At 63.2% G+C, this 25,914-nt stretch carries 26 protein-coding genes; 9 read left to right on the forward strand and 17 right to left on the reverse strand.

Annotation, left to right across the window (positions count from 1 at the left end; all coding sequences use genetic code 11):
* Positions 1 to 5 precede the first annotated feature (5 nt).
* The 3 genes from ACIPV6_RS21300 to ACIPV6_RS21310 all read left to right on the forward strand — a co-directional run bounded on the left by ACIPV6_RS21300 (position 6) and on the right by ACIPV6_RS21310 (position 4,145).
* A complete protein-coding gene (locus tag ACIPV6_RS21300) occupies positions 6 to 1,508 on the forward strand; it encodes a GMC family oxidoreductase (protein WP_400272815.1) in 1,503 nt (500 codons plus the stop codon).
* Entirely contained in the window at positions 1,505 to 2,956 is a 1,452-nt protein-coding gene (locus ACIPV6_RS21305; protein WP_400272816.1) for an aminobutyraldehyde dehydrogenase, read from the forward strand. The genes ACIPV6_RS21300 and ACIPV6_RS21305 overlap by 4 nt, the downstream gene beginning before the upstream one ends.
* A gap of 313 nt (positions 2,957 to 3,269) precedes the next feature.
* Entirely contained in the window at positions 3,270 to 4,145 is an 876-nt protein-coding gene (locus ACIPV6_RS21310; RefSeq protein ID WP_400272817.1) for an SDR family NAD(P)-dependent oxidoreductase, read from the forward strand.
* Here ACIPV6_RS21310 and ACIPV6_RS21315 read toward each other — a convergent pair.
* A complete protein-coding gene (locus ACIPV6_RS21315; RefSeq protein ID WP_400272818.1) occupies positions 4,142 to 4,948 on the reverse strand; it encodes a helix-turn-helix domain-containing protein in 807 nt (268 codons plus the stop codon). The genes ACIPV6_RS21310 and ACIPV6_RS21315 overlap by 4 nt on opposite strands.
* A 71-nt stretch (positions 4,949 to 5,019) precedes the next feature.
* On the opposite strand from ACIPV6_RS21315, the gene ACIPV6_RS21320 reads away from it, so the two are divergent.
* Complete coding sequence (locus ACIPV6_RS21320) at positions 5,020 to 5,532, forward strand: VOC family protein (RefSeq protein ID WP_400272819.1); 513 nt, start codon at positions 5,020 to 5,022, stop codon at positions 5,530 to 5,532.
* Positions 5,533 to 5,637: 105 nt separating this feature from the next.
* Here the strand turns inward: ACIPV6_RS21320 and ACIPV6_RS21325 are convergent, their stop codons facing one another.
* The 10 genes from ACIPV6_RS21325 to ACIPV6_RS21370 form a co-directional block, all read right to left on the reverse strand.
* The gene (locus ACIPV6_RS21325) at positions 5,638 to 6,000 is read right to left on the reverse strand and encodes a VOC family protein (RefSeq protein WP_400272820.1); all 363 of its coding nucleotides are present in this window, start codon (positions 5,998 to 6,000) and stop codon (positions 5,638 to 5,640) included.
* Between the two features lie 3 nt (positions 6,001 to 6,003).
* Entirely contained in the window at positions 6,004 to 6,264 is a 261-nt protein-coding gene (locus ACIPV6_RS21330; RefSeq protein ID WP_400272821.1) for a DUF4235 domain-containing protein, read from the reverse strand.
* Positions 6,265 to 6,341: 77 nt separating this feature from the next.
* Positions 6,342 to 6,518 carry a CsbD family protein gene (locus tag ACIPV6_RS21335; protein WP_397325462.1) on the reverse strand — a complete coding sequence of 59 codons (177 nt, stop codon included), beginning with the start codon at positions 6,516 to 6,518 and terminating at the stop codon, positions 6,342 to 6,344.
* 86 nt (positions 6,519 to 6,604) lie between these two features.
* Entirely contained in the window at positions 6,605 to 7,279 is a 675-nt protein-coding gene (gene dhaM, locus ACIPV6_RS21340; protein ID WP_400272822.1) for a dihydroxyacetone kinase phosphoryl donor subunit DhaM, read from the reverse strand.
* On the reverse strand, positions 7,276 to 7,920 hold the full coding sequence (gene dhaL / locus ACIPV6_RS21345) for a dihydroxyacetone kinase subunit DhaL (RefSeq protein ID WP_400272823.1): 645 nt from the start codon (positions 7,918 to 7,920) through the stop codon (positions 7,276 to 7,278). Before dhaL ends, dhaM begins: the two co-directional genes overlap by 4 nt.
* Before the next feature lie 2 nt (positions 7,921 to 7,922).
* The gene (dhaK, locus tag ACIPV6_RS21350) at positions 7,923 to 8,924 is read right to left on the reverse strand and encodes a dihydroxyacetone kinase subunit DhaK (protein ID WP_400272824.1); all 1,002 of its coding nucleotides are present in this window, start codon (positions 8,922 to 8,924) and stop codon (positions 7,923 to 7,925) included.
* Between the two features lie 98 nt (positions 8,925 to 9,022).
* On the reverse strand, positions 9,023 to 9,193 hold the full coding sequence (locus tag ACIPV6_RS21355; RefSeq protein WP_400272825.1) for a hypothetical protein: 171 nt from the start codon (positions 9,191 to 9,193) through the stop codon (positions 9,023 to 9,025).
* Between the two features lie 9 nt (positions 9,194 to 9,202).
* On the reverse strand, positions 9,203 to 10,591 hold the full coding sequence (locus tag ACIPV6_RS21360; RefSeq protein ID WP_400272826.1) for an FAD-binding oxidoreductase: 1,389 nt from the start codon (positions 10,589 to 10,591) through the stop codon (positions 9,203 to 9,205).
* Between the two features lie 207 nt (positions 10,592 to 10,798).
* Positions 10,799 to 11,308 carry an amino-acid N-acetyltransferase gene (locus ACIPV6_RS21365; protein ID WP_400272827.1) on the reverse strand — a complete coding sequence of 170 codons (510 nt, stop codon included), beginning with the start codon at positions 11,306 to 11,308 and terminating at the stop codon, positions 10,799 to 10,801.
* Positions 11,309 to 11,386: 78 nt separating this feature from the next.
* Positions 11,387 to 12,397, reverse strand: a complete 1,011-nt coding sequence (locus ACIPV6_RS21370; protein WP_400272828.1) for an NAD(P)-dependent alcohol dehydrogenase — start codon at positions 12,395 to 12,397, stop codon at positions 11,387 to 11,389.
* 91 nt (positions 12,398 to 12,488) lie between these two features.
* Here ACIPV6_RS21370 and ACIPV6_RS21375 point away from each other — a divergent pair, with 91 nt between their 5' ends.
* On the forward strand, positions 12,489 to 13,148 hold the full coding sequence (locus ACIPV6_RS21375; protein ID WP_400272829.1) for a TetR/AcrR family transcriptional regulator: 660 nt from the start codon (positions 12,489 to 12,491) through the stop codon (positions 13,146 to 13,148).
* Between the two features lie 110 nt (positions 13,149 to 13,258).
* A complete protein-coding gene (locus ACIPV6_RS21380) occupies positions 13,259 to 14,497 on the forward strand; it encodes a Fic family protein (protein ID WP_400272830.1) in 1,239 nt (412 codons plus the stop codon).
* Here ACIPV6_RS21380 and ACIPV6_RS21385 read toward each other — a convergent pair.
* The 6 genes from ACIPV6_RS21385 to lysS all read right to left on the reverse strand — a co-directional run bounded on the left by ACIPV6_RS21385 (position 14,494) and on the right by lysS (position 23,031).
* Entirely contained in the window at positions 14,494 to 16,590 is a 2,097-nt protein-coding gene (locus ACIPV6_RS21385; protein ID WP_400272831.1) for an alpha/beta fold hydrolase, read from the reverse strand. The genes ACIPV6_RS21380 and ACIPV6_RS21385 overlap by 4 nt on opposite strands.
* Before the next feature lie 80 nt (positions 16,591 to 16,670).
* The gene (locus tag ACIPV6_RS21390; RefSeq protein WP_400272832.1) at positions 16,671 to 17,933 is read right to left on the reverse strand and encodes a glycosyltransferase; all 1,263 of its coding nucleotides are present in this window, start codon (positions 17,931 to 17,933) and stop codon (positions 16,671 to 16,673) included.
* 83 nt (positions 17,934 to 18,016) lie between these two features.
* Positions 18,017 to 20,509 (reverse strand): ATP-dependent Clp protease ATP-binding subunit, encoded by a 2,493-nt coding sequence (locus tag ACIPV6_RS21395; RefSeq protein ID WP_400272833.1) that lies wholly within the window; start codon positions 20,507 to 20,509, stop codon positions 18,017 to 18,019.
* A gap of 359 nt (positions 20,510 to 20,868) precedes the next feature.
* Entirely contained in the window at positions 20,869 to 21,198 is a 330-nt protein-coding gene (locus tag ACIPV6_RS21400) for an Lsr2 family protein (protein WP_387439078.1), read from the reverse strand.
* A 127-nt stretch (positions 21,199 to 21,325) separates the two neighbouring features.
* On the reverse strand, positions 21,326 to 21,499 hold the full coding sequence (locus tag ACIPV6_RS21405; RefSeq protein ID WP_397325475.1) for a hypothetical protein: 174 nt from the start codon (positions 21,497 to 21,499) through the stop codon (positions 21,326 to 21,328).
* A gap of 2 nt (positions 21,500 to 21,501) precedes the next feature.
* Positions 21,502 to 23,031, reverse strand: coding sequence for a lysine--tRNA ligase (gene lysS / locus ACIPV6_RS21410; protein ID WP_400272834.1), 1,530 nt, complete (start codon positions 23,029 to 23,031; stop codon positions 21,502 to 21,504).
* A gap of 56 nt (positions 23,032 to 23,087) precedes the next feature.
* Here lysS and ACIPV6_RS21415 point away from each other — a divergent pair, with 56 nt between their 5' ends.
* Genes ACIPV6_RS21415 through ACIPV6_RS21425 form a run of 3 tightly spaced genes read left to right on the forward strand, consistent with a single transcriptional unit; the run spans position 23,088 to position 25,725 of the window.
* Complete coding sequence (locus ACIPV6_RS21415) at positions 23,088 to 23,978, forward strand: alpha/beta fold hydrolase (protein WP_400272835.1); 891 nt, start codon at positions 23,088 to 23,090, stop codon at positions 23,976 to 23,978.
* Positions 23,979 to 23,987: 9 nt separating this feature from the next.
* Positions 23,988 to 24,842: an alpha/beta fold hydrolase gene (locus tag ACIPV6_RS21420; RefSeq protein WP_400272836.1), complete on the forward strand. Its 855-nt coding sequence runs from the start codon at positions 23,988 to 23,990 to the stop codon at positions 24,840 to 24,842.
* Between the two features lie 49 nt (positions 24,843 to 24,891).
* Entirely contained in the window at positions 24,892 to 25,725 is an 834-nt protein-coding gene (locus tag ACIPV6_RS21425; protein ID WP_400272837.1) for an alpha/beta fold hydrolase, read from the forward strand.
* The last annotated feature ends 189 nt before the right edge of the window (positions 25,726 to 25,914 follow it).

Raw genomic sequence — 25,914 nt, forward strand, 5'->3', positions numbered from 1 at the left:
CTTTCGTGAAAGACCAGACAGAATTCGATTACATCATCGTCGGAGGCGGCAGCGCCGGTGCCGTCTTGGCGCGACGCCTCTCCGACGACCCGTCGGTGACTGTATGCCTGATTGAAGGTGGCGAAGCCTTCGAGCACGACCCCAAAGTCCTCCTGCTCAAGGAATCACTGGCCTTGGTCGGGAATCCCAAGTACGACTACGACTACCCGTTGGTCGAACAGGAACGCGGGAACTCCCTGCTCCGAATCAGCCGCGCGAAAATGCTCGGCGGCTGCAGCTCCCACAACGACTGCTGGGCACTGAGGGCGCCGGACGAGGACATGAACAGGTGGAGCGCCTTGGGCGCGACCGGTTGGGACGCGGCTGGCACGGCCAAGTACTTCGACCAGGTCTTCCCGGAGATGAAAGTCCATCCCGTGACCCAGAACTCGGAACTGTCCCAAGCCTGGATTGAAGCGGCGAACGAGCAGGGCTACAAAACGGTTGACAACACCGTCGGCGACTACAGCGAAGGCATCTCGTGGGTCTCCCTGAATGAAGAAGAAGGAGTCAGGGTCTCGACCGCTGTCGCCTATCTCTACCCAACATCGGATCTGCCGTCCAATCTGACTCTGCAATTGGAGACCCTGGCACACCGCATCCTCATCGAGGACGGCCGTGCAGTGGGCATCGAAACGAACAAGGGAACCTTCCGAGCCTCTCGCGAAGTTGTCATCTCCACCGGGGCCATCGACACGCCCAAGCTGTTGATGCTCTCAGGTATTGGTCCGGCCGACCACCTGCGTGAGCATGGCATCGATGTCGTACTGGACCTGCCGGGTGTTGGGTCGAATCTTTCCGACCACATCGAAACACCGCTGACCTGGGAGTCCGCAAAAGACCCCGGAGAAAGCATCAACGGCCTCGACCTTGGTTTCTACGCAGATGTACTTGGCGAAGAGGAATTCAACATCCAGGTCACCATCGGCCACTTCACCTACTGGTTGCACGAGCCTCCCTTCGATGACCTGCCGCGCCCCGAGCGTGCCTTCACGTTCGCCCCGAACGTAGCCCGGCCAGCAAGCAAGGGAACGGTTCGACTGGCCTCGTCCGACCCCAAAGACAAGCCGCTCATTGACCCGCGCTACTTCACCGACCCCGAGGGACGCGACGAAAAGCTCTTGGTCGAAGGAATCAAACTCGGACGCAAACTGGCCGAAACCAGCGCCCTCAAAGACTGGATCGTCAAAGAGGTATCACCCGGCGCCGAAGTGCAGTCAGACGAGGACCTCGGCGCTTACGCCCGCCGATACTCCAACACGGTCTACCACCCGAGCGCCACCTGCAAGATGGGTGCAGCTGACGACGCCGAAGCAGTCGTGGATCCGCGCCTTCGGGTACGCGGCATCGATGGTCTGCGCATCGCCGATGCATCCATATTCCCCGAACTTGTCCGCGTGAATCCGAACATGACGGTGGTCATGGTTGGGGCCAAGGCCGCAGACTTGATCAAGGAGGACAACCGATGACTCTTGAGGCAACCCGCACCGGCCTGCAGCTGCAGCACTTCATCAACGGTGAATGGATCGACGCGCCGGGAGGCGAGTCCTTCCCCGTCTTCGATCCCAGCACCGGCATCGAAGTCTCTCGTGCCCCGATTGCGTCACGCGAAGTGGTCGATACCGCGGTCGCTGCCGCGAAGAAGGCCTTCAGTGAGTGGCGGCTGACGACGCCCAAGGAACGGTCTCAATACCTTCTGAAGCTGGCAGACAAGGTCGAAGCGGCAAGCGAAGAAATCGCGCAACTGGAATCCCGGAATGTGGGCAAGCCTATCGCCAACGCCCGTGAAGAGCTGCCGTTGATCGTTGACCTGATCCGTTTCTATGCAGGAGCTGTCCGTGTCAACGACGGCGGAGCCACGGCAGATTACGAGCGCGGAAGTACCTCCATGGTGATCCGGCAGCCAATCGGTGTGGTTGGACTGATCACGCCGTGGAATTATCCGCTGCTCGAAGCGATCTGGAAGATCGGCCCGGCCCTGGCTGCAGGCAATACCGTGGTCCTCAAACCATCAGAGGTCACACCTGTAACCACGGTTAAGCTCGCCCAACTGGCCGCCGACGTCTTCCCTCCAGGTGTTCTCAATATCGTCCTGGGCGATGGTTCAACCGGCACGGCGATCGTCGATCACCAAGACATAGGGCTCGTCTCCCTCACAGGTGATACGGGGACCGGCCGCAAGATCGCGGCTGGCGCCGCAGCGACCCTCAAGCGAGTCCACCTTGAACTGGGCGGCAAAGCCCCCGTACTCGTCTTCGATGACGCAAACATCGCTTACGCTGCCGAGCAGCTTTCCCTTGCCGCTTTCGCCAACAGTGGCCAGGACTGTACAGCCGCCTGCAGGATCATCGTTCACGAGAACGCCTATGATGCGTTCCTGGACCGCTTCCTCCAACATGTGGAAACCGTAGTTGTAGGTGATCCCTCGGACGAAAAAACGCAGATCGGCCCTGTCGTGTCGGAGCGGCAGCTAAGCCGTGTTCTTGGCTTTATTGAGCGAGCCAAGTCCACGAAAGCGAACATACGTACGGGTGGGGAACGCATCGATCGACCGGGTTTCTACTTTCCACTCACGGTAGTGACAGACGTAGCTCAAGACGACGAACTCATACAGCGCGAAGTTTTTGGTCCCGTCGTCACCATCCAAAAGGCATCATCGGACGATGAGATGCTTTCGCTAGCGAACGACGTACCGTATGGTCTGTCTGCAAGCGTCTGGACATCCAGTCTTAACCGTACGACCCGATTCATGAAAGAGCTCGCGTTCGGAACGGTCTGGGTAAACGGGCACCTCTCCACCGTTCCGGAAATGCCATTTGGAGGATTTGGCGAGTCTGGATACGGCAAGGAACTCTCCGCGCACTCCATCGACGAGTACTCGCAGGTCAAGCACGTGATGATCACCAACATCGAGTAATGCCAATTTAGAAAGAACTACGAAGGCTACCAAAGACCCCTTTTGGTAGCCTTCGTTGTCCCCTGCATAATCGTCTCAGCGACCCTGCATCCGAGGGCCCGTCACTCAACTGCCCGGCTGAACTACACCCCAACCTGACGTCAGGCACCGCCCCCAAAAGCCGTCAGCTTAGGCCCTCCAAAGCCTTTTCCTGACAGCCCCGCAGCAACTCCAAAGAACCCAACCTGACAATCGGCGGCCCTCCTACAGCGAACCCCTCCCCAACAAATACTAAGCACCCTTAGAATAGTGAGGAACGAAGCAAAGGACCGTCATGACCCTCAACAACCGCCCCCTCGCCTTGGTCACCGGCGCCTCGTCCGGCATCGGTTTCGAACTCGCGAGGCAATTCCTCAGCAACGGCTTCGACACAGTCATGGTCGCGGACGGAGAGGACATCCGCAGCGCCGCCCGGAGCCTGCAGGGCCTGGGCGGCGAACCCATCCCCCTCCAAATCGACCTCGCGGACAGGCATGGCGCATCAACCCTGCAATCCGCAATCAACTCACTCAGAAAGCCCCTCGAAGCAGCCGCCATCAACGCCGGAATCGGGACAGGCGGCCCGTTCATCGAGACGGACCTCGCGCAGGAACTGAGGATCATCGACCTCAACGTAGCCTCGACGGTCAGTATCGCCAAGTGGGTCGCCAGGGACATGGCCGCCCGCAATGAAGGCCGGATCCTGTTCACGTCCTCGATCATCGCCCGGACCCCTGCCCCGTTCCAGGCGATCTACGGCGCGTCCAAGGCCTTCGTCCAGTCGTTCAGCCAAGCACTCCGCAACGAGCTGAAGGACACAGGGGTGTCCGTATCAACACTCCTTCCCGGCCCCACCGAGACGCCCTTCTTCGAGAAGGCAGACCTTCTGGACACAAGGGTCGGCGCGGAAGAAAAGGACGATGCCGCCCAAGTAGCCGAGCAGGGCTTCAAAGGACTCATGAAAGGCGAGGGCAACATCCTGGGCGGCTCCCTGAAGTCCCGCACGCTCGGCCTCGGCTCGAACGTCTTGCCGGACGCCGCCGGCGCCGCGTTCGGCCGCCGCCTCAGCGAACCGGGCTCCGCCAACGAACCCGGCTCGGCCGGCCAACCGGGCTCCGCCAGCGAACCCGAACCCAGACCCGACTCCGGCGAGGACAAGGAAGCGAACTAGTCCCCCGCAACTGCCCGCCGGTACCCACTCGGCGTGAATCCCAAATACTTCCGGAAGTCATTCGTGAGATGCGCATGGTCGGCGTAGCCCAGCTCGGCAGCGATCGCCGCCAGATCCGCTGAAGCGTCCAACCGCGCCCGCTCAGCCGCGTCCTGCAAACGACGACGCCGGATCAGCGCCGCCGGGCTGAGTCCCACGTACTTCCGCGCCACCCGCTGCAACGTCCGTGGCGAAACGGCCAGCACCGCGGCCGCGTCCTCCAAACGGAGAACAGACGGATCGGAAGCCAAGAGATCCATCATCCGGTTGGCGAGCAGCGCTTCCTCGGACACCCCGGCTCCGGCAAATACAGCCAGCCACGCCGCAAAGGCATCCACCGCGCGCTCCCGGCGAGCGCCGCCGTCGTCCGCTTCCAGAGGGGGAGGCGACATCGCTGCGGCGACAGTACGGTGAAGTTCGACGGCGGCAAAGTCCACTTCCGCGTCGCGGACTCCACGGGGGTCGTCCGTGAAAAGCGGGACGGCAGCGGGCCGCAGCAGCGCACCTACCGCCCACCCACGCCCGGAGAGGTCTTGGTGCCCCACCCGCGTGGTCGGGCCGGCAAAATCCACGCCATCAAGCCCCACCACGAGATTGCAAGCGGGGTACGCAATCACGTGCTGCCGCGAAGTACGGCCGGGTTCGATGTCCCACTCCGGAATCCAGAACCACTGGACCAGATGCTCCACCGAAGCAGGTGCCGGAAGCCGGTGGAACGTGGGCAAGCGGGCGGGGTAAAGGACTCCTTTGAATGAATGATCCATACCCGCCCTCGAACAAGAGTTGTCGCAAATCTCCAAGCGATGCCAGCGCGCGGAAGCGTAGCGTCAAAGACATGTCCGATACTACAAGCACCGAATCAACCACGGCCGCCCACGGAGAACACACCAACCACGGCGTTCCCAAGGGCCTGACCAGCCTCACCCCGTTCCTCGCAGTCAGGAACGCGAAGGCGGCCATCGACTTCTACAAAGACGTGTTCGGCGCGCGCGTCGTTGGCACCACGGAGATGGGCGGCGTGGTGGTCCATGCCGAACTCGACTTCGGCAACGGCCACCTGCAGCTCGGGGAGCCGAGCCCCGATTACCACCTTGTCCCCGCGCCGGAAGGCGAGGACGACTGCTACTCCATGGGCCTTTACTGCGCGGACGCTGACGGCCTGGTGCAGCGCGCCGAGCAAGCCGGGGCCACCGTGCGCGAACCATTCAGCACCTTCGTTTCGGGCGACCGCTACGCCAGCATCCGCGATCCCTTCGGCGTGCGCTGGTCCATCATGACCCGCGTGGAGGACCTGTCCGAAGAAGAAAGCAACCGCCGCGTCGAGGAATGGGCCGCGCAACAAGGCTAGGCAACAAGGCCCGGCAACAAAGCCCGGCACAAAAAAGCCCGGCAACAAACCCAGACAAAAGGGCCGGCACTGTCGAACGCAGTACCGGGCCCTCCGCGAAACCAGCTACGAAACGCACAAACAGAACGGATGCCCTGCCGGGTCCAGGAACACCCGGAAAGTCTCGCCCGGCTGGTGGTCGTGCTTCGTGGCACCTATGGCCAGGACAGCATTCTCGGCCTCATCCAGGTCTTCCACCATCACGTCAAAGTGCATTTGCTGCGGAATGGTCTGTCCGGGCCAGACGGGCGCTTGGTAGACGTCCACTTGCTGGAAGGAGATGCAGTTGCTGCCATCGGCGGGGCGGACATCTGCCCAGTCGCCGTCGTCGCGGGTGACTTCCCAGCCGAGAAGTTCTCCGTAGAAGGCCGCCAAAGCGGGGGCATCCGGACAATCGATGACAACACTGGGGTACTTTGCTATGGCCATTCGCTACACCTCGTCTGCTGTTTTCTTCATGCGGGCCAGGGCACTCTTTGTGCCGCGCTGGGTGAGGACGTGCACCACGGCACCAACCGCGGCAGAGACTACGGCAAACACGAGCACGCCGGGCAAGGAAGCGTCCAGGTCAGTGCCGTCCTTGGGCGCAGGTTTCCCGGTTTTCTTCTCCCACAACCCTTCGAGGGTCTTGTTTGCCAACGCGCCGGCTCCGAGGCTGACCGCCAGGCCGAACAGTTTCACCAGTAAGTTCACGGTTCTCCCCTTACGGATTTTCCATGCTGTGTCGAACACAAGGCAGGGCCGCTGCAACCAGCGGCCCTGCCCAATTCCTAGTCGTTCTTGAAGGCGTCCTTCACCTTCTCGCCGGCATTCTTGAGGTCGGCCTTGGTTTGCTCGCCCTTACCTTCGGCTTCGAGGCGCTCGTTGTCAGTCAGCTTTCCAGCCGCTTCCTTGGCCTTGCCTGCAATCTTTTCGCCAGCATTCTGTGCTTTGTCGTCCGCACCCATGTTGCACCTCTTTCGTTGTGAACCTGTATCTCTACAACATCACTAATCAGGATACTTATCAATATTTTGGGCGAAAACGATTGAACTCAAAGCTCCCCGAAGCCCTCCTCCACCAGCCTGCCCACATAGTCCACGGCCTTCTGTGCATCCGCGCCGTGGGCCTCCACGTGCAGGTTCGTTCCCTGGCCAGCGGCGAGCGCCATCAGTTCCATCATGGATGCCCCGTCGACGCCGTTGATGGTCACCTCAGCGTCCAGGCCAGACAGGCCACCGGCAATCTTGGCTGCCGGCCGGGCGTGGATGCCCATGGGATTGATGAGCTCGAATTCGGCCGTGGCATCCGGCTCACCCCGCACCACAGGACCGGCATCCGGCGCCACACCTCCCGCGGCTTCCGCAGCCTTGCGTACATCCCCGACGGCGGCACCTCCTTGGGCGGCGACGGCCGCGGCCACCAACCCCTCCACCAAAGGCGCATCGGCCAGCTGCACAGCATCGGGATCGCTGGCGAACTCCATGGCGGACTCCGCCGTCATCACTGCAGAGCCCAGGTCCGTCAGCACCACCACCCCTTCGCCACCCGCGTCAGAAAGGGACTGCTCGACGGCGGACAGCACCTTCTCGAGGCTGGTGCCGATCCGCCCGTCGTCGGTTCCCCCGGCGGCGACGAGTCCGACGTCGGGCGCCATCTGGGCGGCGAGTTCCACGGCACCTTCAGCGATCTTGCTGCTGTGCGAGACCACCACGATCCCAACGGTCATGCGACCGTGCCCTGTTTCGCGGCGGCGGCAGCGGCCCGAAGGAGCAGTGCCGTGGACTGCGCACCGGGGTCGCGGTGGCCGGCACTCCGCTCGCCCAGGTAGCTGGCACGGCCCTTGCGGGCAACCAAGGGTTCGGTGGCAACGGCTCCGGACTCAGCGGCTTCCGCGGCGGCCTCCAAGGCTGCGAGCGCATCGCCGCCGTCGTCGGCCACCTTCTGTGCCGCCTCCACCGCGGGGGTCCAGGCATCGATCATGGTCTTATCACCGGGCTCGGCTTTACCGCGGGCAACAACGCCGTCGCGCGCCGCAACCAAGGCGGACAGCACGGCTGCGGCATCAAGGTCCGTGGCATCGCCCAACGCCATGGCAGCACGCAAGTACGCCGTTCCGTAGAGTGGCCCGGCCGCACCGCCAACCTTGGACATGAGCGCCATGGCCGCAGCCTTCAGTGCCGCGCCGGGCGTTTCCGGTGGCGATTCGTCGAGCTTTTGGAGCACGGCCTGGAAACCGCGGTCCATGTTCTCGCCGTGATCCGAGTCGCCAATGGCCCGGTCCAGCTCAATAAGTTCAGTGCGGTGTTCGGCCATGGCCTCTGCCGAGAGCCTCAGCCAGCCGACGGCCCAATCGACGCCCAATCCCATGCTCACGCTCCCCAATGCAAGGCCGCGGTGTGGACTGGAGCGTCCCACAGGGTGGTCATCTCGTCATCGAGCCGCAGCACGGAGACGGAACAGCCCTGCATCTCCAAGGAAGTCACGTAGTTGCCCACCAGGGAACGCTCCACCGTGGCTCCACGTTCTGCCAGCACGTTCGCTGCCCGGCGGTAGACGATGTACAGCTCACTCAACGGGGTACCGCCCATGCCATTGACGAACAGCAACACTTTGTCCCCGGAGCCGATGGACAGGTCCTCAAGGACCGGTTCCAGGAGGCGGTCGGTAATCCCATCCGCCCCTTCCATGGGGATCCGGTGCCGCCCGGGTTCACCGTGAATGCCGATGCCAATCTCAATCTCGTCTTCGGCCAGTTCAAAGCTCGGTGTTCCGGCGTGCGGCACGGTGCAACCGGAGAGCGCGACGCCCATGGTCCGCACGTTGGCCACCACCCGCTCGGCGATGCCGGCCACGGCGTCAAGGTCGTCACCCCGCTCAGCAGCGGCGCCCGCGATCTTCTCCACGAGGACGGTACCGCCCACCCCGCGCCGACCGGCCGTGTACAGCGAGTCCTCCACGGCAACGTCGTCGTTCACGAGTACCGAACGGACAGCCACGCCTTCGGCTTGGGCCATCTCCGCGGCAGTTTCGAAGTTCAGGACGTCACCGGTGTAGTTCTTCACGATATGTACGACGCCGGCACCCGAGTCGACTGCCGTGGTGGCCGGGATGATCTGGTCCGGTGTGGGCGAGGTGAAGACTGCCCCGGGAACAGCGGCATCCAGCATGCCAAGCCCCACGAATCCTGCGTGGAGAGGTTCGTGGCCGCTGCCGCCTCCGGAAACCAGGGCAACCTTGCCCGCCACCGGCGCACCTTTGCGGACGACGAATTTCGGGTCGGGGTGGACGTCCACAAGGTTGGCATGTGCCATGCCGAAACCCTCGACGGATTCGTCCACCACCGCACGTGGATCATTGATGAGCTTTTTCATGGGATGCTCCTGAGCCTGCAGTGGTGTGGTGCTCTGACCCTACTACCGGCGGCAGTGACCACGGTAGGCCCGGAGTATCCCCTGTTGGCAGCCTTCGGCTATCCGCCTTCGTTTGCCGCTTTCGCTGGTGCCTCATGGCTCACTTGGACGTCCGGCCAGAAGTCGCCGGAGATCTCGTGGTGCGGGTGTCCGGCCCCGGACCACTCAGTGTCGTGCGGCCAGGAGCCGTGCGGGATATCGATCTGGAACGCCGAGAAGTCCGGAAACATGGCGGGTTCCTAGTTGCCCAGCACGGCGTCGCCGCCGGCAGTGACAACGTCCTCGAGGAGAACGGTCTGGTCGATCACCGGCAAGCCAACCACGTGGCCGAAGCTGAACATGTTCTTCGGATCCAGCTCCGCCTTGGCTTTACGCAGCCGTTCGCGGACGGTCGGACCCCAGGCCCGCTCCCGGTCCTCGGCGTCCACGAAGTGACCGTGCAGGTTCACGAAAGTCCCGCCATTGGAGGCCTCGCGCAGGTCCTCGCGAACGGCGTCGTACACCACGGGCAGCAGCCCAGCGAGAGGTGGGACGGCCATCCCGGCCATGAAGAAGCTGAAGGCCGCATCGCGGCCTCCCACGACGTCTTCGCCATCGGCGCACTCTGCCAAGGCCCCGCCCAGCAGGCGAAGTTCAGCCAGCAGGACGGGACTTTCGACGCCGTGGCCAAAGTGCCGCAGGATGGCTTCCTTGGCGGGGTCGTCGAGCCGGTCAAGCAGGAAACCCCGTTCCCGGACCGGCACAGGCTGGTCGGGGTCCTGGTGGATGGTGTCGAACTGCGTGGATTCAAGGGGCCCGGTGGCGTCCATCATGAGCGGTGCACACTGGCGGATGGGTTCCAACAGTTGGGTGGCAACCGCCGGATCACCTTGGAAGGCGTAGCGGACGTGGACCACGAACTTTCCCCGCAGCGGTTCGGGAATGATGTCCATGTCCGGCAGGCGCAGGAAAGCCAACGACGCCGATGCTTCAGTGGGGAGCGACGGCACCCATTCGCTGAACTGCTGGAGGACGGTGGCTGCGTGGACGCCGGCGAAGTAGAGCCCGCCGGCAAAAATGTCCTGATTCGGGAAGAGGTGGAATTCCATGGCCGTGACAATGCCGAGATTGCCCTTGCCTCCGCGGAGGAGGAAAAAGAGCTCGGGGTCTTCGTCCTTGGTAACCCGCCGCTGGGTACCGTCGGCAGTGACCAGCTCGAAGGCGATCACGTGGTCAGAGGCGAAGCCGTACTTGCGGCCCATGATCGGCAGTCCGCCGCCCAGGGTGTAACCCACTACGCCCACGTCCGTTGTTGAACCGCAAAGCCCCATGAGGCCAAAGGTCGATGCGAGGTCAACAACTGCCTTCCAACGAACGCCCGCACCTACACGGGCTGTCTTTTCGACGGGGTCGATGCTGAGTTCCAGCATGCGGCGGGTACTGATGAGCAGGCCGCCTTCGATTGCATTGGTGGCACCGTGGCCGGTGGACTGCACTGCGACGGGCATTCCCCGTTCTGCAGCCCATTTCACTGCAGCCGAGACATCCTCCGCATCGAGGGCGCCGAAGGCAACATCCGGCTGGTGTTGGGTGGAAAGGTTGAATGCGGCGACTTCGTCTGCGAAGCCTGGATCGGCGGGTGTGAACACTGGACCGCGCACGCTGAGTTGTAGTTCTGAAATGCTTGAAATGCCTGAAAAGGACGCGTGGGACTGCATGATCTTCTCTCGATATGACCGATGTGGCGGAAGCTCCCCAGCAAGCCTCAACCAGTTTATCCATCAACTTTAGATAAAAGAAGGGAGTTTAAATCACCCATAATTCGCGGGCTTTTGGCTGGAGTGTTGCAGGTGTGGCTAGAGGTGCTTGATCATGCGGGTGTTGCCCAAGGTGTTGGGTTTGACGCGTGCCAGATCCAGGAATTCGGCAACACCTTCGTCATGCGAGCGCAGGAGTTCAGAGTAGACCTCAGGATCCACGGCGCTTTGGTCCGCCATCACTTCGAAGCCATGGCGGACAAAGAAGTCCACTTCGAAAGTCAGGCAGAATACCCTGCTGACTCCCAGCTCGCGGGCCTTATCAATGAGGCTCTCCACCAGCTTGTGGCCCACCCCTTTGCCGCGCCATGAATCAGCAGCAGCAAGAGTCCGGATTTCGGCAAGGTCCTCCCACATGACATGGAGGGCGCCACAGCCTATGACCTCCCCCTCGGCGGATTCGGCGATCTGGAATTCCTGGAGGCTCTCGTAGTAGGCGACGGTTTCCTTGGAAATGAGGATCCGTTCGTCGGCCAGGCGTGCCACCAGCCTCTTGATCGCCGCAACGTCGCTGGTGCGGGCAGGGCGAAGGTTAAAGGCAGAATCCACTCCCCCATCCTAGCGACGCGCAGGTGTGGTTCCGGCCTTCGTGTCCGCCGGCCGTCCCTATCAGACCGGCCATCGCTATCAGACAGTGAGCGCGATCTTCCCGCGCGCGTGGCCGTCTTCCAGATAGCGCAGCGCATCAGCCGCTTGGGCCAGGGGGAAGGTCCTTTCCAGGGCCGGGCTGACTTTGCCTTCCTCAATGAGCTGGGTTAGCTCATTGAGGTCATCGGCGTTGACCACGCCAAAGAACATGGTCAATCGCTGCCTGATGAAGGGCGACAAGATGATGGCCCCCAACTGGCGGTGCAGGCCTCCGCCGAATTTGCCGCCACCTTCACCACCGGTGATCACAGCCGTCCCCGTTGCCGTGAGGGCACGACGCATTCGGCGGATGCCGGGATTGCCTGCGATATCGAGGATGAGGTCGTAGGGCCCTGAATCCGCGAAGTCCTCACTGGCGTAATCGATCACCCGGTCGGCGCCCAGGCTGCGCACGAAGTCCATCTTTCCGGAGCTGCACGTTGCCACAACCTCGGCGCCAAGGGCCTTGGCCAACTGGACCGCGTAGCTTCCGACGCCGCCGGATGCGCCGGTAATGAGGACTTTCTGGCCGGCCTTCACGCGGCCTGCACGCAAGCCTTGGAGTGCCGCGAGAGCTGACACCGGCACGATCGCAGCCTGTTCGAAGGTGATGCCCCCGGGCTTGGGGGCCAACTTGCCCTCGGACGCCACGGCATACTCGGCGAAGGACCCCCGGCCGCTTCCAAACACCGCGTCACCCACGCGGAACTTAGTGACGCCAGGCCCAATCGCCTCAACTATGCCGGCGAGATCCATGCCCAGGCCCGGATACCGTGGTTTCCCGATCCCGAAGGCAAGCCGTCCCAAGTACGGGAGGCCAGTCATCATGTGCCAAGCACCGCGATCAACTCCAGCGGCGTGGACCTTGACCAGCACTTCCTTGGCGCCGGCTTCCGGCCTCGGGAGGTGCTCCTCCCCCAAGACTTCAGGACCGCCATACGTTTCGCGGACCACGGCACGCATGCCGATGGACTGCCGGGCTTCGGGATGTGCGCGCTGCGGGGCTTTCATGGCTTTTCCTCCGAATGGGAATCGTACGCTGTACGAAAATGACGTTACAGTACACTGTACGAAACCGGAAGAGCCAACCTGGAGGAACCTCATGGCCGCAGCCATAAACACCACAAAGCGGCCTGAACTCAGTCGCGGCAAGGTGCTGCAGAAAGCCCTCGAACTGGCAGACGCCGACGGCATCGCTGCCTTGTCCATCCGTTCGCTCGCCCAAAGCATGGGCACCAAGCCCATGTCCCTGTACTACTACGTAGCCAACAAGGACGAGATCCTGGACGGACTCGTGGACCTGGTCTTCGACGAAATCCACACTCCGGAGGCCGGTGGCGAATGGAAGGAACAGATGCGCACCCGCGCCCATTCGGCACGTGAAGTGCTCCGGCGCCACCCCTGGGCCGTCGGGCTGCTGGAATCACGGAAGGCGCCCGGTCCGGCAACGCTGAAGCACCACGAGGCAACCTTGGCCACGCTGAGGGCCGCCGGGTTTACCGTGCAACAGACGGCCCGCGCCTACTCGCTCCTGGACAGCTACATCTACGGATTCGCACTCCAGGAAGCCGCACTCCCCATCGCCGGAGGAGAGCCCATGGCAGACGTAGCCTCACCGATCATGGAACGCTTTGCCACCGGCGAGTACCCGCACATGGTGGAGATCGCCACAGAACTCGTCATGCAGCCCGGATACGACTACGGCAACGAGTTCAGCCACGGACTCGAGCTGATCCTCGACGCCCTGGAGCGCTCCCGGTGATGACCCCAACTGAGGGTAAATCCGAGCCTTACCAACACTTATGCCGCTAAGTGTTGGTAGAAGCAATAGCAGGTAACACTTATGGTGCTAAGTGTTAGTAAACTGGATTCATGCCAACACCTCCCGATGGCCGCATTCCAATCGAACCAATCTCATTCGAGACCCTCGACTGGCAGCCCCGCGCACCTGAGATGTACTCACGAGCCGAGGTGAACAGGCAAACCGGACCCTACCAGGCCAGCATTACAGCCCCCATCTCAGAGTGGACACCCCAGATCTCAGGCGAAGACTCCGCCGACGTCGAGGATGCCACCCGCCAACTGGTCGCGTTCGACAAACACGCCCAGCGCAGATTGGGAACCAACAATCCAGCGCTCGGACCGATGACGGCAATCCTGCTGCGGACAGAGTCGGCTTCCAGTTCGCAGATCGAACAGCTGACCACGTCGGCAAAGCAGCTCGCCCTCGCCGAAATCCAGGAGGACGACAAAGCAAACGCACTGACCGTCGTCGGCAACGTCCGCGCCATGGAGGCAGCACTTCGGCTTGCAGACGAAATCAATGAAGACTCCATCCTGGCCATGCACAGAGCATTGATGCTTCACCAGCGCGGGTTCGACCCCGCCGGTGCTGGGCATTTTCGGAATGAGCAGGTGTGGATAGGCCCTGGTCAAGCAGGACCCCGGATGGCTGAGTTCGTCGCACCTCACCACGGCCGCATACGCGACGCGATAGGCGATCTGGTCACCTTCGTAGGCCGGCACGACGTCTCCGTCCTCGTCCAGGTAGCGGTCAGTCATGCGCAGTTCGAGACCATCCACCCGTTCCCCGACGGGAACGGCCGGACCGGGCGCGCCCTGGCTCAGTCCATCCTTCGCAACAAAGGACTCGTCGGCTCCACCGCGGTGCCGATCTCCGCAGGGCTCCTCGTCCACACGGATCGCTACTTCGCAGCCCTGGGCTCCTTCCGTGAGGGCGACGCCGGACCGATTGTCCGGGAATTCGCCATGGCGAGCAGGATCGCCTCGTCCACCGGGTCACGGCTCGTGGACGACCTCGTCGAACAGCTTGAGGAGTCCCGGGGGAAGCTGGCAGGGCTTCGCGCGGATGCCGCGGCGTGGCGCCTTCTTCCCACCTTGATCGGACAGCCTGCGGTGAACACGAGATATCTCATGGCCCAGCTTGGGCTCGGCGAGATGGCAGCACTGCGCGCGCTCGATGCTCTGACCGAGCGCGGCGTGCTGAGTGAATCCACAGGCCGAGACCGCAAACGCGTGTGGCAGCACCGCGGCATCCTTGATGTCCTGGACGCCTACGCCGCGGGCATCCGCCGTATGTCTGTAGGCTAAACCCCCAGCTCCTCCGGCAACTCCACGTCCTTCCCCAGGACCTGCTTGGCCAGGAAGTGCTCCACCACCCCGTACCAAACCTTCGCGTGCTGCGGCTGGAGCACCCAATGGTTCTCGTCCGGGAAGTAGAGGAAGCGGTGCGGGCTCTGTCCGTTTTCGTCGGCCGGCAGCCCGGAGGAGGAGAGCAATTCGTACCAGAGCCGCAAGCCTTCGCCGATGGGCACGCGGTAGTCCTTGTCGCCGTGGATCACCAGCATGGGTGTCCTAATGTTGCGTACGTTGAGGTGCGGCGAGTTCTCCATGGCCATCTCCGCCGTCATTTCCTTCAGCCAATACTGCGCGGCGTCCGTCGTCGGGCCGAACTGGTCCAGCGCCCACAGGCTGGCGTGCGTGACGATCGCCTTGAAACGGTCGGTCTGCCCGGCCACCCAGTTGGCCATGTATCCGCCGAAGGAGCCACCCATCGCGGCCGTCCGGGTTTCGTCGATATCCGCGCGCGCAACCACGGCGTCGGTCACGGCCATCAAATCCGAGAACGGCTTCTTGCCCCACTCACCCCAACCGCGCTGGATGAACTCCTGGCCGTACCCCGTTGAGAGTGCAGGGTCCGGCAACAGCACGGCATAGCCCTTGGCAACCAACAGCCACGGGTTCCAACGCCACGTCCAGGCGTTCCACGAGCCGAGCGGGCCGCCATGGATCCACAGCAGGAGCGGGGCGGGCCTATCGGCGGATGCCCCGGAGGGAAGCGCCAGGTACGCCGGTACACGCACACCGTCTGCCGTCGTCGTTTCCACCCGCTCCAAGCGACCGCTGTACACGGGACGCTCGGCGGGCGCCGGCAACCGTTCCACGTCACCCGTCGACAGATTGATGCGCACGGCTTCCGAGGGGAACTCGTATGAACTCCGCAGCGCGTACGCTGTGCGTCCGTCCCGCGCAACCACGACGTCGGTGTACGCCGCAGCGTCTTTCGTCACCCTTGCTACCCCACCGTCAGCGACATCCACCCGGAAAACCGGCGACGCGCCGTCGTCGTCCGCTGTGACCAAAATGCCGCTGCCGTCCGGGAGCCAGGCAACCGGCGTCGCCCAGCGGTCCCAGTCATGCGCCAGCGGCACAAGCCCGGCGGTTTCCCCGCTCGAGACATCCAGCAGGTGCAGCTTGACCAGCGGCGCCTGGGTTGGGGTGGTGTCGCTTTCGCTCTGCACAACCAGCGTGCGGTTATCCGGGCTCACGGGGCCGGGGAAGTAGCTCATGCCCTCGTGGTCCAACAGAACCTTGACGGTACCGGTAGCAACGTCGACGGCGGCGAGCACCTCCCGGCTGTCGGCCTTGGCGAGCGCTTTGCTGAGGCTCGTGTAGATGGTCTTGCCGTCCGGGCTCACCACGGTTTTGGCTTCCCGCAGCGAACCTCCGACGCCGGGAGTCAGGTTCCGCAGCTTGACCGGCGGTTCCGCGTCAACAGTGGCCGGCTTGCCGGGTTCGGCGTCCTGTCCGGCTTCGACCGCGAAGATGCGGGGCTCCGAGGGACCCAGATCCGCATCCCAATACCTGACCGGGTAGCCGCTGTGCAGGATGGCCGAGACCTTGTTGTCCTTGCGGGCCTTGCGCCGCTCTTCATCGTTCTCCTCGCCGGTGGATCCGGCCAAGATGTCGGCCACCAGGAACGTGGCCGGGGCATCCGTGGCAGCCAGCACGGAACCCACGCCACCTGCGCGGGAGTGCGCAACGCGGGCCTCTCCGCCATTGGAAGGAAGCACCCACAACGCGCTGACGGGATCCTCGTCGGGCTTTTCCGGGTCCGGCCGCGCCGAGGTGAAGTAGAGGTTGCCGTCGGCGGCGAACACGGCACCGGCCTCGCCCTTGGCACTCCGGGTAATCCGGCGGGCCTGTTCCCGGCCCGTCGGGTCGAGCTCCCACAGGGCGGTCATGAACTCTGTGCCCTTGCTGTTCAAGGTGGAGACAGTGGTAACCAATCGGTTGCCGTCCGGGCTGAGGGTGAGTCCACTGACCCGCGGGATGGCCAGGTAGTGGTCAAGGTCGTGGAAGGGAGTTTCGGGTTGCGGAGTAGGCGAGCCAGTCGAATCCATGGTCTGATTCAACACGGAATGTGCCGTCGATCACAGGGTGGTTCACTAAGAGTGAAACACTACTTTCACATCTCACCCAACTAGAGGGCAGCTAACGTTCCACCCAGCGCTGAGTGCGACGATAGCTGTCCCCTACTTGGGATGTTGCGGAGCGTCGCCAGCACTGGTGCCACCCCGTCCTCTCGGGCGATCGCCGCCGCCACAGCTTTCGCCCGGGCGGCGTACGACCGCGTGCTGACCGCCGCCTTAATGGCCTGCCCCAGCCGCGCCGCAGTGAGTTGCTTGTAAGGAATCGGTTCCGGGCCGGCTCCCAACGCCGCCACGCGCGATGCCCACAAGGGCTGGTCCGTGAAGACGGGAACACACACCGCGGGCACCCCCGCACGGAGGCCAGCCGCCGTCGTTCCTGAACCCGCGTGATGCACCACGGCAGCCATCCGGGGAAAGAGCCACTCGTGCGGGACCTCGCCGATGCCGATTGCGTCGTCGCTTTGAACGCGTCCGCCCTGGATCACGGCACGAACACCGGCAATCTGCGCAGCCTCCAAGGCGAGCTCCACATCGACTGCCGCGCCGCTGCCAAACCCTATGAAGACCGGTCGCGGCCCAGCGGCGAGAAACTCAGCCAACGCCGGGTCGGGCTGCCAGTTGCGCTGCCCCGGCGGCCACCAGTACCCCGCCATGACAAGCCCCGCATGCCAGTCCTTCGGACGGGGCAGCACCGTGGGACTGATGCCATGGAGGGTGGTTGCCTTGTTACGCCGACGACGGCGGTCGGCAGCTTGGCGGGACAGCTTGGGCAAGCCGAGCTCCCGGCGAATCCTCGCACCCGGAGCATCATATGGTGCTGGCCCGGCGAGAACCCTCCTGCCGATCACTTTGTTGCCAACTGCGCCGAGGTCACGCCCGGAACCGAGCAGCACAGGCGGATATGCTCCGCTCGGCTCCACGGGTTGCAGGTGGGCGCCGATGGCAGGAAGTTCCAGTGCTTCGGCGATGTCGTAGGCAAAGGGCGCCACGGAGTTCGCCAGGATAACGTCCGCCCCCGCCTCGGCCGCGGCCAGTGTTCCCCTCGCCGCCTGTTCCATGTAGCCGCCAAGGGCCTGCCACGAACGCCGGACGTCCTTGAATGAGGGCTTCTCCGCCGAGTCGGTTCGTTGGATGATGCGGGTGAGGTCCCCCGGGAGCGCCCTGTATTCACAGCCGGCCGACACAACGAGCGGGCCATAGGCAGGGTTTGCAGCAATGGCCACCTCGAAACCATGTTGCTGCAATGCCGAACCCAGCCCGGCCATGGGCGCCACGTCTCCGCGCGTACCAGGAGCCACCATCAAGATCCGCATTCAATCCTCGCTTCCGGAAAACACGAATGCCCCGCACACTCCTAGGAGAATGTGCGGGGCACTCTGCTTATGAGGCCTCTGCCTTACGCGGTGGGAGCAATCTCCGGGATCCGCGGCTTGGCGTTGCCTTCGAACGTGAACTTGGCGTCGTCACCTTCACCCTCGACGTCCACCACAACGATGTCTCCGGTGTGGATGTCACCGAACAGGATCTTCTCGGACAGCTGGTCCTCGATCTCGCGCTGGATGGTGCGGCGCAGCGGCCGGGCACCCATGGCGGGATCGTAACCACGGGTGGCGAGCAGGACCTTGGCGGCCTTGGTGAGCTCGATGCCCATGTCCTTGTCCTTCAGGCGACGCTCCAGACGGGTAACAAAGAGATCCACGATCTCGATGATCTCGTCCTGCGTCAGCTGCGGGAACACCACGACGTCGTCAACACGGTTGAGGAACTCGGGGCGGAAGTGCTGCTTGAGCTCTTCCGTCACCCGGGCACGCATCCGGTTGTAGCCGGTCTGGGTGTCCGTGCCGGACTGGAAGCCGGTAGCGACGCTCTTGGAGATGTCGCGGGTACCCAGGTTGGTGGTCATGATGATCACGGTGTTCTTGAAGTCCACCACGCGGCCCTGGGAGTCGGTCAGACGGCCGTCTTCCAGGATCTGCAGCAGCGAGTTGAAGAGATCGGCGTGCGCCTTCTCAACTTCGTCGAACAGGACCACGGAGAACGGACGGCGGCGAACCTTCTCGGTCAGCTGCCCGCCTTCTTCGTAGCCGACGTAGCCCGGAGGGGCACCGAAGAGACGCGAAACTGTGTGCTTCTCGGAGTACTCGGACATGTCCAGCGTGATGAGGGCGTCCTCTTCACCGAACAGGAACTCGGCCAGCGCCTTGGCAAGCTCGGTCTTGCCGACGCCGGTGGGTCCGGCGAAGATGAACGAGCCACCCGGACGCTTGGGGTCCTTCAGGCCGGCACGCGTACGGCGGATGGCCTGCGACAGGGCCTTGATGGCCTCGTCCTGACCGACCACGCGCTTGTGGAGTTCGTCTTCCATCTTGAGCAGGCGCGAGGACTCTTCCTCGGTGAGCTTGAAGACCGGGATGCCCGTGGAGTTCGCGAGGACTTCTGCAATCAGGTCCTCGTCAACCTCGGAGATGTCATCCATGCCACCGGACTTCCAGTTGCGCTCCTTCTCTGCGCGCTCGGCAATGAGCTTCTGCTCCTTGTCGCGCAGCGAGGCTGCACCTTCAAAGTCCTGGGCGTCGATCGCCGATTCCTTCTCCAGTTTCACGTCAGCGATGCGCTCGTCCATGGCCTTGAGCTCCGGCGGAGCGGTCATGCGGCGAATGCGCAGGCGGGCACCGGCTTCATCGATGAGGTCGATCGCCTTGTCCGGCAGGAAGCGGTCCGAGATGTAGCGTTCGGCCAGCTGCGCGGCTGAGGCGAGGGCGCCGTCGGTAATCGTCACGCGGTGGTGTGCCTCGTAACGGTCCCGCAGTCCCTTCAGGATCTCGATCGCGTGGGCAACCGAAGGTTCCTTCACCTGGATCGGCTGGAAACGGCGCTCAAGGGCTGCGTCCTTCTCGATGTGCTTGCGGTACTCGTCCAGCGTGGTGGCACCAATGGTCTGGAGCTCGCCGCGGGCCAGCATCGGCTTCAGGATCGACGCGGCGTCGATGGCACCTTCGGCAGCACCGGCACCAACCAGGGTGTGGATCTCATCGATGAAGAGGATGATGTCCCCACGCGTGCGGATCTCCTTGAGTACCTTCTTCAGGCGCTCTTCGAAGTCACCACGGTAGCGGGAGCCGGCAACCAGCGAGCCAAGGTCCAGCGTGTACAGCTGCTTGTCCTTGATGGTCTCCGGGACATCGCCGCGAACGATCGCCTGGGCGAGGCCTTCGACGACGGCAGTCTTACCGACGCCCGGCTCACCGATGAGTACGGGGTTGTTCTTGGTGCGGCGGGAGAGGACCTGCATGACGCGTTCCATCTCCTGCTCGCGCCCGATCACGGGATCGAGCTTGTTTTCGCGGGCAGCCTGGGTGAGGTTGCGGCCGAACTGGTCCAGCACCACGGAACCGGCGGGGGTTCCTTCCTGCTGGCCCTGGCCGGAACCCGATCCTGCGGTTTCCTTGCCCTGGTAGCCGGACAGCAACTGGATGACTTGCTGGCGGACCCGGTTGAGGTCGGCGCCAAGCTTCACCAGGACCTGGGCAGCAACGCCCTCGCCCTCACGAATGAGGCCGAGGAGGATGTGCTCGGTGCCGATGTAGTTATGGCCGAGCTGAAGAGCCTCGCGAAGGGAAAGCTCAAGTACCTTCTTGGCGCGCGGGGTGAAGGGGATGTGACCGGAAGGAGCCTGCTGGCCCTGTCCGATGATCTCCTGAACCTGTTCGCGGACGCCGTCGAGCGAGATGCTCAGAGACTCAAGCGCCTTGGCGGCAACGCCTTCACCCTCATGGATCAGACCCAAGAGGATGTGTTCTGTACCGATGTAGTTGTGATTGAGCATCCGTGCCTCTTCTTGGGCAAGGACGACCACGCGACGGGCACGGTCCGTAAATCTCTCAAACATTTCGCCACACTCCTAGCTACGACGTACTTTGATGCTACGTGCCGGGGCGGGACTTTTGGAGCGTGTTCGCCACAGGGGAAACATGACGTACTTGCGGAATAAATGTCATCATGCCTGCCCGGGACCGCACGCTTCCGTACCCGCCCCGCCCGGGGCACCACGCGCCGCGCTGCACATGTGCCGCCGGACCAATCCTCCGTTCCTGCCCCCTGCATTCCAGGTACCCAAAAGATCCCGCGTTGAAGCGTCACCGGAGGACTCCGGAATATCGCGGTCCGTCAAAAGGTGGCACGCCGGATGCCTAATAGGTTTTAAACACCAAAGCCCCGGCACTGAGGCCGGGGCTTAGAGGCGGTGAATCAGGAATTTGCCTTCTGGTACGCTTCCTGAATTTCAGCTTGAATGCGTCCACGGCTGTTGACCGTGTAACCATTATCCCGTGCCCACTGGCGGATCTGCGCCGAATCCTGGCTCCGCGCAGCCGTAGCGCGGCCCCGGGTGGCACGGCCGGAAGAGGAAGTCTTCCGGGCTTTGGCGACGTAAGGCTCAAGCGCCTGACGCAGGGAAGCTGCGTTTGCGGTGGACAAGTCCATCTCGTAGCTCACACCGTCAAGGCCAAAACGGACAGTTTCATCAGCTGCCCCTTCATCCAAGTCGTCAACCAGGATGATTTTTACTTTTTGTGCCATGAGTAGCCTCTCTTTTGGAGGGTTGATATTCAGAAATCCCCATGTTGCTATTCCTGATTATCGTTCACGGCACGCACACACGTCAAAGGCATATGTGGATTACTGCTTTGAGCCGCCAATTTCCGGGCTATTTAGCGGCAGGCCCGTCTGCTTCGGGACCTGAATTGCGCAGATTCGCCTCGGCCTGCGCACGGGCTTCTGCCTGGCGCTCGGATTTGTCCGCATTGAATATGGCCTTCATGGCAAACCAGAAGATCAAACCAACAACTACTGACGGCGCCAGGACGGCGATGTACTCCATGATCAGTGACCTTCTGGCTTGAGTAGTGGGAAGAGAATGGTTTCGCGGATACCGGCGCCTGTAAACAGCATGACCAGGCGGTCTATACCCAGGCCGATACCACCCATGGGCGGCGCACCGTATTCGAGGGCGCGGAGGAAGTCCTCGTCCAATTGCATGGCTTCGTCATCGCCCGCTGCGGAACGGCGGGACTGCTCCGTCAGCCGTTCCCGCTGGATCACGGGGTCAATGAGCTCCGAGAACGCGGTTCCACGCTCCATGCCGCCAATGATCAGGTCCCAGGCCTCGATCAGCCGGTCGTCCTCGCGGTGCGGGCGGGCCAGCGGCTGTGCCGACGGCGGGTAGTCGTAGACGAACGTGGGGTTAAGCAAGGTGGGTTCCACAATCTCGCCGAACAATTCCACAACCAGCTTCTCGGCGTCCCACTTGGGATCCACTTTGACCTCATGCTTGGCGGCAATGGCCAGCAATTCGTCCACCGTGGTGTCCGGGGTAATTTCAACGCCCACAGCTTCGGAAAGACCCGGATATACCGCAATCCAGGCCCATTCGCCGTCGAGGTTAATCTCGCCCGCATCCGTTTGGATGGTGCGCGTGCCCACAACGTCAGCCACATTCAGGATGATTTCCTTCATGCGCTCGGCCATGACGAACTGGTCCGCCCATGCCTCATAGCATTCAAGCGTGGTGAATTCGGGGCTGTGGGTGGAGTCGACGCCCTCATTGCGGAACACCCGGCCCATATCGTAAACACGGTCGATTCCGCCCACCACTGCGCGCTTCAGGAAGAGTTCGGTGGCAATGCGCAGCGTCATCTTCTGGTCAAAGGCATTCATGTGGGTCTCGAACGGACGGGCCGTCGCGCCGCCGTGGACCAGTTGCAGGATGGGCGTTTCCACCTCCACGTAGCCGTGGCGGTCCAAAGTATCGCGGACCGAGCGGGTGATGGCAGCGCGCTTGTACACCATTTCGCGGGCTTCATCGCGGACCATGAGGTCCACGTACCGCTGGCGGACGCGGGTTTCCTCGTTGAGCTCAGCGTGGAGAACAGGGAGCGGCCTCAGGGCCTTGGAGGCCATGGACCATGAATCAGCCATAACGGACAGCTCACCACGGCGGGAGGAAATAACCTCGCCCTTGATGAACACGTGGTCGCCGAGGTCAACCAAGGCCTTCCATTCGGCAAGCGCTTCCTGGCCGACGTTGGCCAGGCTCAGCATTGCCTGCAGCCGGACGCCCTTGCCGTCCACGCCGCCTTCCTGCAGCGTGGCGAAACAGAGCTTGCCGGTGTTGCGCACAAACACAACGCGACCCGTGACGCCCACTACATCGCCAGTGGTCTGGTCAGCTTCAAGATGCGCGTACTTCTCGCGGATTTCGCCCAGCGAATGGGTCCGCTCAACGCCCACCGGATAGGCCTCCGCGCCGCGCTCGATCAGCTTGGCGCGCTTGTCCATGCGGATGCGCATCTGCTCGCTGGCGTCGACAGGCTCGGCGGAGGTGTTCGGGGCGGAGGTGTTTGCGGAAGTCACAATCCTTAAGTTTACCGCCGATTACGGACCGCTACTTCCGGTCATAGACTCGGGCTGTGGAGACGTGGACTGTTGAAACGGACGACGGCGGCGGGCAGCTGGAGGTGCATACCTTCCGTCCGCTCTCCACGGCTTCTCTTCCGGGCCCGAAGGCACCCACCGAACCAGCCGGCGTCGTCATTGTGCACGGCACCTTGGTGACCGATTCGCTGTACTGGCCATTCGCCCGGAACCTCAGCCGCATGCTGGGGCGGCCAGTCCACTCCTACAACCGCCGTGGCCGCGGACAGTCGGCTCCCCAGCCCCCTGGCTACTCGGTTGAAACGGAAGTAGCGGACCTCGCCGCAGTGCTGCGAAATACCGGCTCGGCCGATGTCGTCGCCCACAGCTACGGCGGCTTCGTCGCCCTCAACGCCGTGCGGAGCACCAGGATCAACCGGCTCGTCACGTACGACGCCGCGGTCTCCCTGTCCGGAAACCTCCATGGCCGCTGGCGCCCGGAGTTGGAAGAAGCTGTCACGGCGGGCCAACTCGACCACGCCTGGGCGCACTTGGTCCAAGGGCTGGGAACAGCGGGACCCATCTCCTACCTGCCCATGGGCGCCTTGCGCGTGCTGAGCATCATTTCCGCCCAGACCCGGCTGGGCCTGGAGATGCGTTCCCTCTTGCCCACGGCTGTCACCGAAATGCGGGCCGTCCTCGCCGTCGATGCCAGGCTGCGCGATTTCTCTGGCCTGCAAACGCCCACGCTCATGCTCAGCGGCGGCTGGAGTCCCTCCTACTTTGCTGAAACCGGCCGCGTCCTCGCCGGTGCCGTACCGGCCATCGACTTCGCCATTGTGCCGTTGCAATTCCACGACGGGCCCCTGCGCCCAGGAAAGCGCCTCGCAACGCGAATCGCCCGATTCCTGTCCGGAGACCACGTTAACGCCGCCGTCGCCACCTAGGATGATCCGGTGAGGGAACGCGACATCAAGACGCACGACGGCGGCAAACTCGCCCTTTATACGTACGGCACGGAAGACGCACCCGGGGAACGCCGGGTCATCGTCATCGGTGGAGCCTTCCTGACCGCCCTGATCTACCGACCATTCTCGATTGCCTTGGCGAAGGGCCTCGGAGACGGCTGGGCAGTGGATGTCTACGATCGGCGGGGACGCGGCAAGTCCACCGACCAGCCACACAACTACTCCATGGCCACCGAGATAGCGGATGTGCGCACCATCATGGATGCCACGGACGGACGGAACATCCTCGGCCATAGCCTGGGTGGATCCGTAGCCCTTAACGCCGCGATGGCCTTTGCCGGAACACACCACGAGCCTGCCAAGCTTGCCGTCTACGACGCTGCCGTCAACATCGACGGCAGCATGAGCACCGACTGGCTGGCGGGATTTGCCGACGCCGTGGACGCGGGTGACGTGAGCCGGGCGATGGCGAGGATGAAGCGTGGCATGCAGCCCGGAACAGCCCTGGCACGAGTTCCCGAGCCGATCCTGGCAGGGCTCATGGCGGTTGTGTCGCGGACCAAGGTCAACAAACTCTTCCGTGAACTGCTGCCTTCCGGCGTGGGCGAATTGAAAGCGGCCTTCGAGGCCGATGCCACGCCCAGGGACTTTTCCGTGCTGCCGCCCACCACGCACTTCATGGTGGGCAAGAGAAGCCCCCAGTTCTACAAGGTCACCGCTGCGCGGCTGAACCGTGCCGTTGCCGGCAGCACCCTCGAAGTCTCTCCGCGGGGGTTCCACGGCTCCGTTCCGGCAGCCGTCAAAGAGCTGGTCCATGACATTTCGGACTACTTCAAGCGCTGATCCACGACGTATCCGGCCGCCGTTCAGGTGGCTCGGCTAGGCTCAAGTCATGACGCGCGAGATCATCACCACAGCTGACGGCGGACACCTCGAGGTACTCACTACGGGAGGTGACCGGACGGACGCAGGTTCCGGCGTCGTCGTCGTGCCTGCCTCCATGGTGACGGCATCCGACTACACCCGTTTCGCGCAGAAACTCAGCGAAGCCCTGGGCCGGCCCGTACACACTTTCAACCGTCGCGGACGCGGTGGCTCCTCCCCGCAAGCGGAGGACTACACGCTGGAAGCCGATATCCGCGACCTCGAAGCGGTCATGAACCACACGTCCAGCACCGATGTGTTCGGCCACAGCTTCGGCGGCGCGGTTGCACTGCACGCCGCACGCACGCTGCCCGTAGAGCGCCTGGCCGTGTACGACCCCGCCGTTTCCGTGAACCAGAGCGTCAAGGCGGACTGGACGGACGAATACGAACGCGCGACGGCGGCAGGAGACTACGATCGCGGGCTCGCCGTCCTGATCAAGGGCGTCGAGACAGGCGGCGCTTTCGCGCGCATGCCGCTCTCCATGCTTACCCTCGCCACAAAACTCACGGCCGGCACGCCGCTGGGCAAGCAGATGCGTGAGCTCATGACGTGCGGCGTGCGGGAGATCAAGGCCGTGATCGCTGCGGACATGCCGGCCGAGCCGTTCCTGGCGCTGCCCCTGGAAACCCTGATCGTGGTGGGCGAAAAGAGCCCTGCGTACTTCGGTGTGGCCTGCGGACAGATCCACGACGTACTCTCCGGCTCGAGCTACACCATCCTGCCGGGCTTCGGCCACGACGGGCCCAACAAGGCTCCGGACAAGCTGATCGCGGAGCTGTCAGAGTTCTTCTCCGGGTAGGTCCACCCGGGGCGGTTCCGCATAGCTTGTTGTGGGGCCTGTTGTGCGTGTTGTCGCGGGGTTTTGGGGTGTTGTGTGGGCCCCGCAACGGGTGTGGTTGTTAAAGTGGGAGGCCCCCCAACCGTGGTGGTTGGGGGGCCTCGACCTGTAAGTGTTGTCCGGCGGTGTCCTACTCTCCCACACCCTCCC

Source organism: Paenarthrobacter sp. NPDC089988, assembly GCF_044748465.1.
Classification (GTDB): domain Bacteria; phylum Actinomycetota; class Actinomycetes; order Actinomycetales; family Micrococcaceae; genus Arthrobacter.

Excerpts from the sequence above, each read along its gene's own strand:
- ACIPV6_RS21395 (WP_400272833.1), bottom strand. The coding sequence starts at position 20,509 with ATGTTTGAGAGATTTACGGACCGTGCCCGTCGCGTGGTCGTCCTTGCC.
- ACIPV6_RS21405 (WP_397325475.1), bottom strand. The coding sequence starts at position 21,499 with ATGGAGTACATCGCCGTCCTGGCGCCGTCAGTAGTTGTTGGTTTGATC.
- ACIPV6_RS21425 (WP_400272837.1), top strand. The coding sequence starts at position 24,892 with ATGACGCGCGAGATCATCACCACAGCTGACGGCGGACACCTCGAGGTA.
- ACIPV6_RS21380 (WP_400272830.1), top strand. The coding sequence starts at position 13,259 with ATGCCAACACCTCCCGATGGCCGCATTCCAATCGAACCAATCTCATTC.
- ACIPV6_RS21375 (WP_400272829.1), top strand. The coding sequence starts at position 12,489 with ATGGCCGCAGCCATAAACACCACAAAGCGGCCTGAACTCAGTCGCGGC.
- ACIPV6_RS21320 (WP_400272819.1), top strand. The coding sequence starts at position 5,020 with ATGTCCGATACTACAAGCACCGAATCAACCACGGCCGCCCACGGAGAA.
- ACIPV6_RS21315 (WP_400272818.1), bottom strand. The coding sequence starts at position 4,948 with ATGGATCATTCATTCAAAGGAGTCCTTTACCCCGCCCGCTTGCCCACG.
- ACIPV6_RS21390 (WP_400272832.1), bottom strand. The coding sequence starts at position 17,933 with ATGCGGATCTTGATGGTGGCTCCTGGTACGCGCGGAGACGTGGCGCCC.
- dhaL (WP_400272823.1), bottom strand. The coding sequence starts at position 7,920 with ATGGGATTGGGCGTCGATTGGGCCGTCGGCTGGCTGAGGCTCTCGGCA.
- ACIPV6_RS21310 (WP_400272817.1), top strand. The coding sequence starts at position 3,270 with ATGACCCTCAACAACCGCCCCCTCGCCTTGGTCACCGGCGCCTCGTCC.
- ACIPV6_RS21370 (WP_400272828.1), bottom strand. The coding sequence starts at position 12,397 with ATGAAAGCCCCGCAGCGCGCACATCCCGAAGCCCGGCAGTCCATCGGC.
- ACIPV6_RS21355 (WP_400272825.1), bottom strand. The coding sequence starts at position 9,193 with ATGTTTCCGGACTTCTCGGCGTTCCAGATCGATATCCCGCACGGCTCC.
- dhaM (WP_400272822.1), bottom strand. The coding sequence starts at position 7,279 with ATGACCGTTGGGATCGTGGTGGTCTCGCACAGCAGCAAGATCGCTGAA.
- ACIPV6_RS21385 (WP_400272831.1), bottom strand. The coding sequence starts at position 16,590 with ATGGATTCGACTGGCTCGCCTACTCCGCAACCCGAAACTCCCTTCCAC.
- ACIPV6_RS21305 (WP_400272816.1), top strand. The coding sequence starts at position 1,505 with ATGACTCTTGAGGCAACCCGCACCGGCCTGCAGCTGCAGCACTTCATC.
- ACIPV6_RS21335 (WP_397325462.1), bottom strand. The coding sequence starts at position 6,518 with ATGGGTGCGGACGACAAAGCACAGAATGCTGGCGAAAAGATTGCAGGC.
- ACIPV6_RS21400 (WP_387439078.1), bottom strand. The coding sequence starts at position 21,198 with ATGGCACAAAAAGTAAAAATCATCCTGGTTGACGACTTGGATGAAGGG.
- ACIPV6_RS21325 (WP_400272820.1), bottom strand. The coding sequence starts at position 6,000 with ATGGCCATAGCAAAGTACCCCAGTGTTGTCATCGATTGTCCGGATGCC.
- dhaK (WP_400272824.1), bottom strand. The coding sequence starts at position 8,924 with ATGAAAAAGCTCATCAATGATCCACGTGCGGTGGTGGACGAATCCGTC.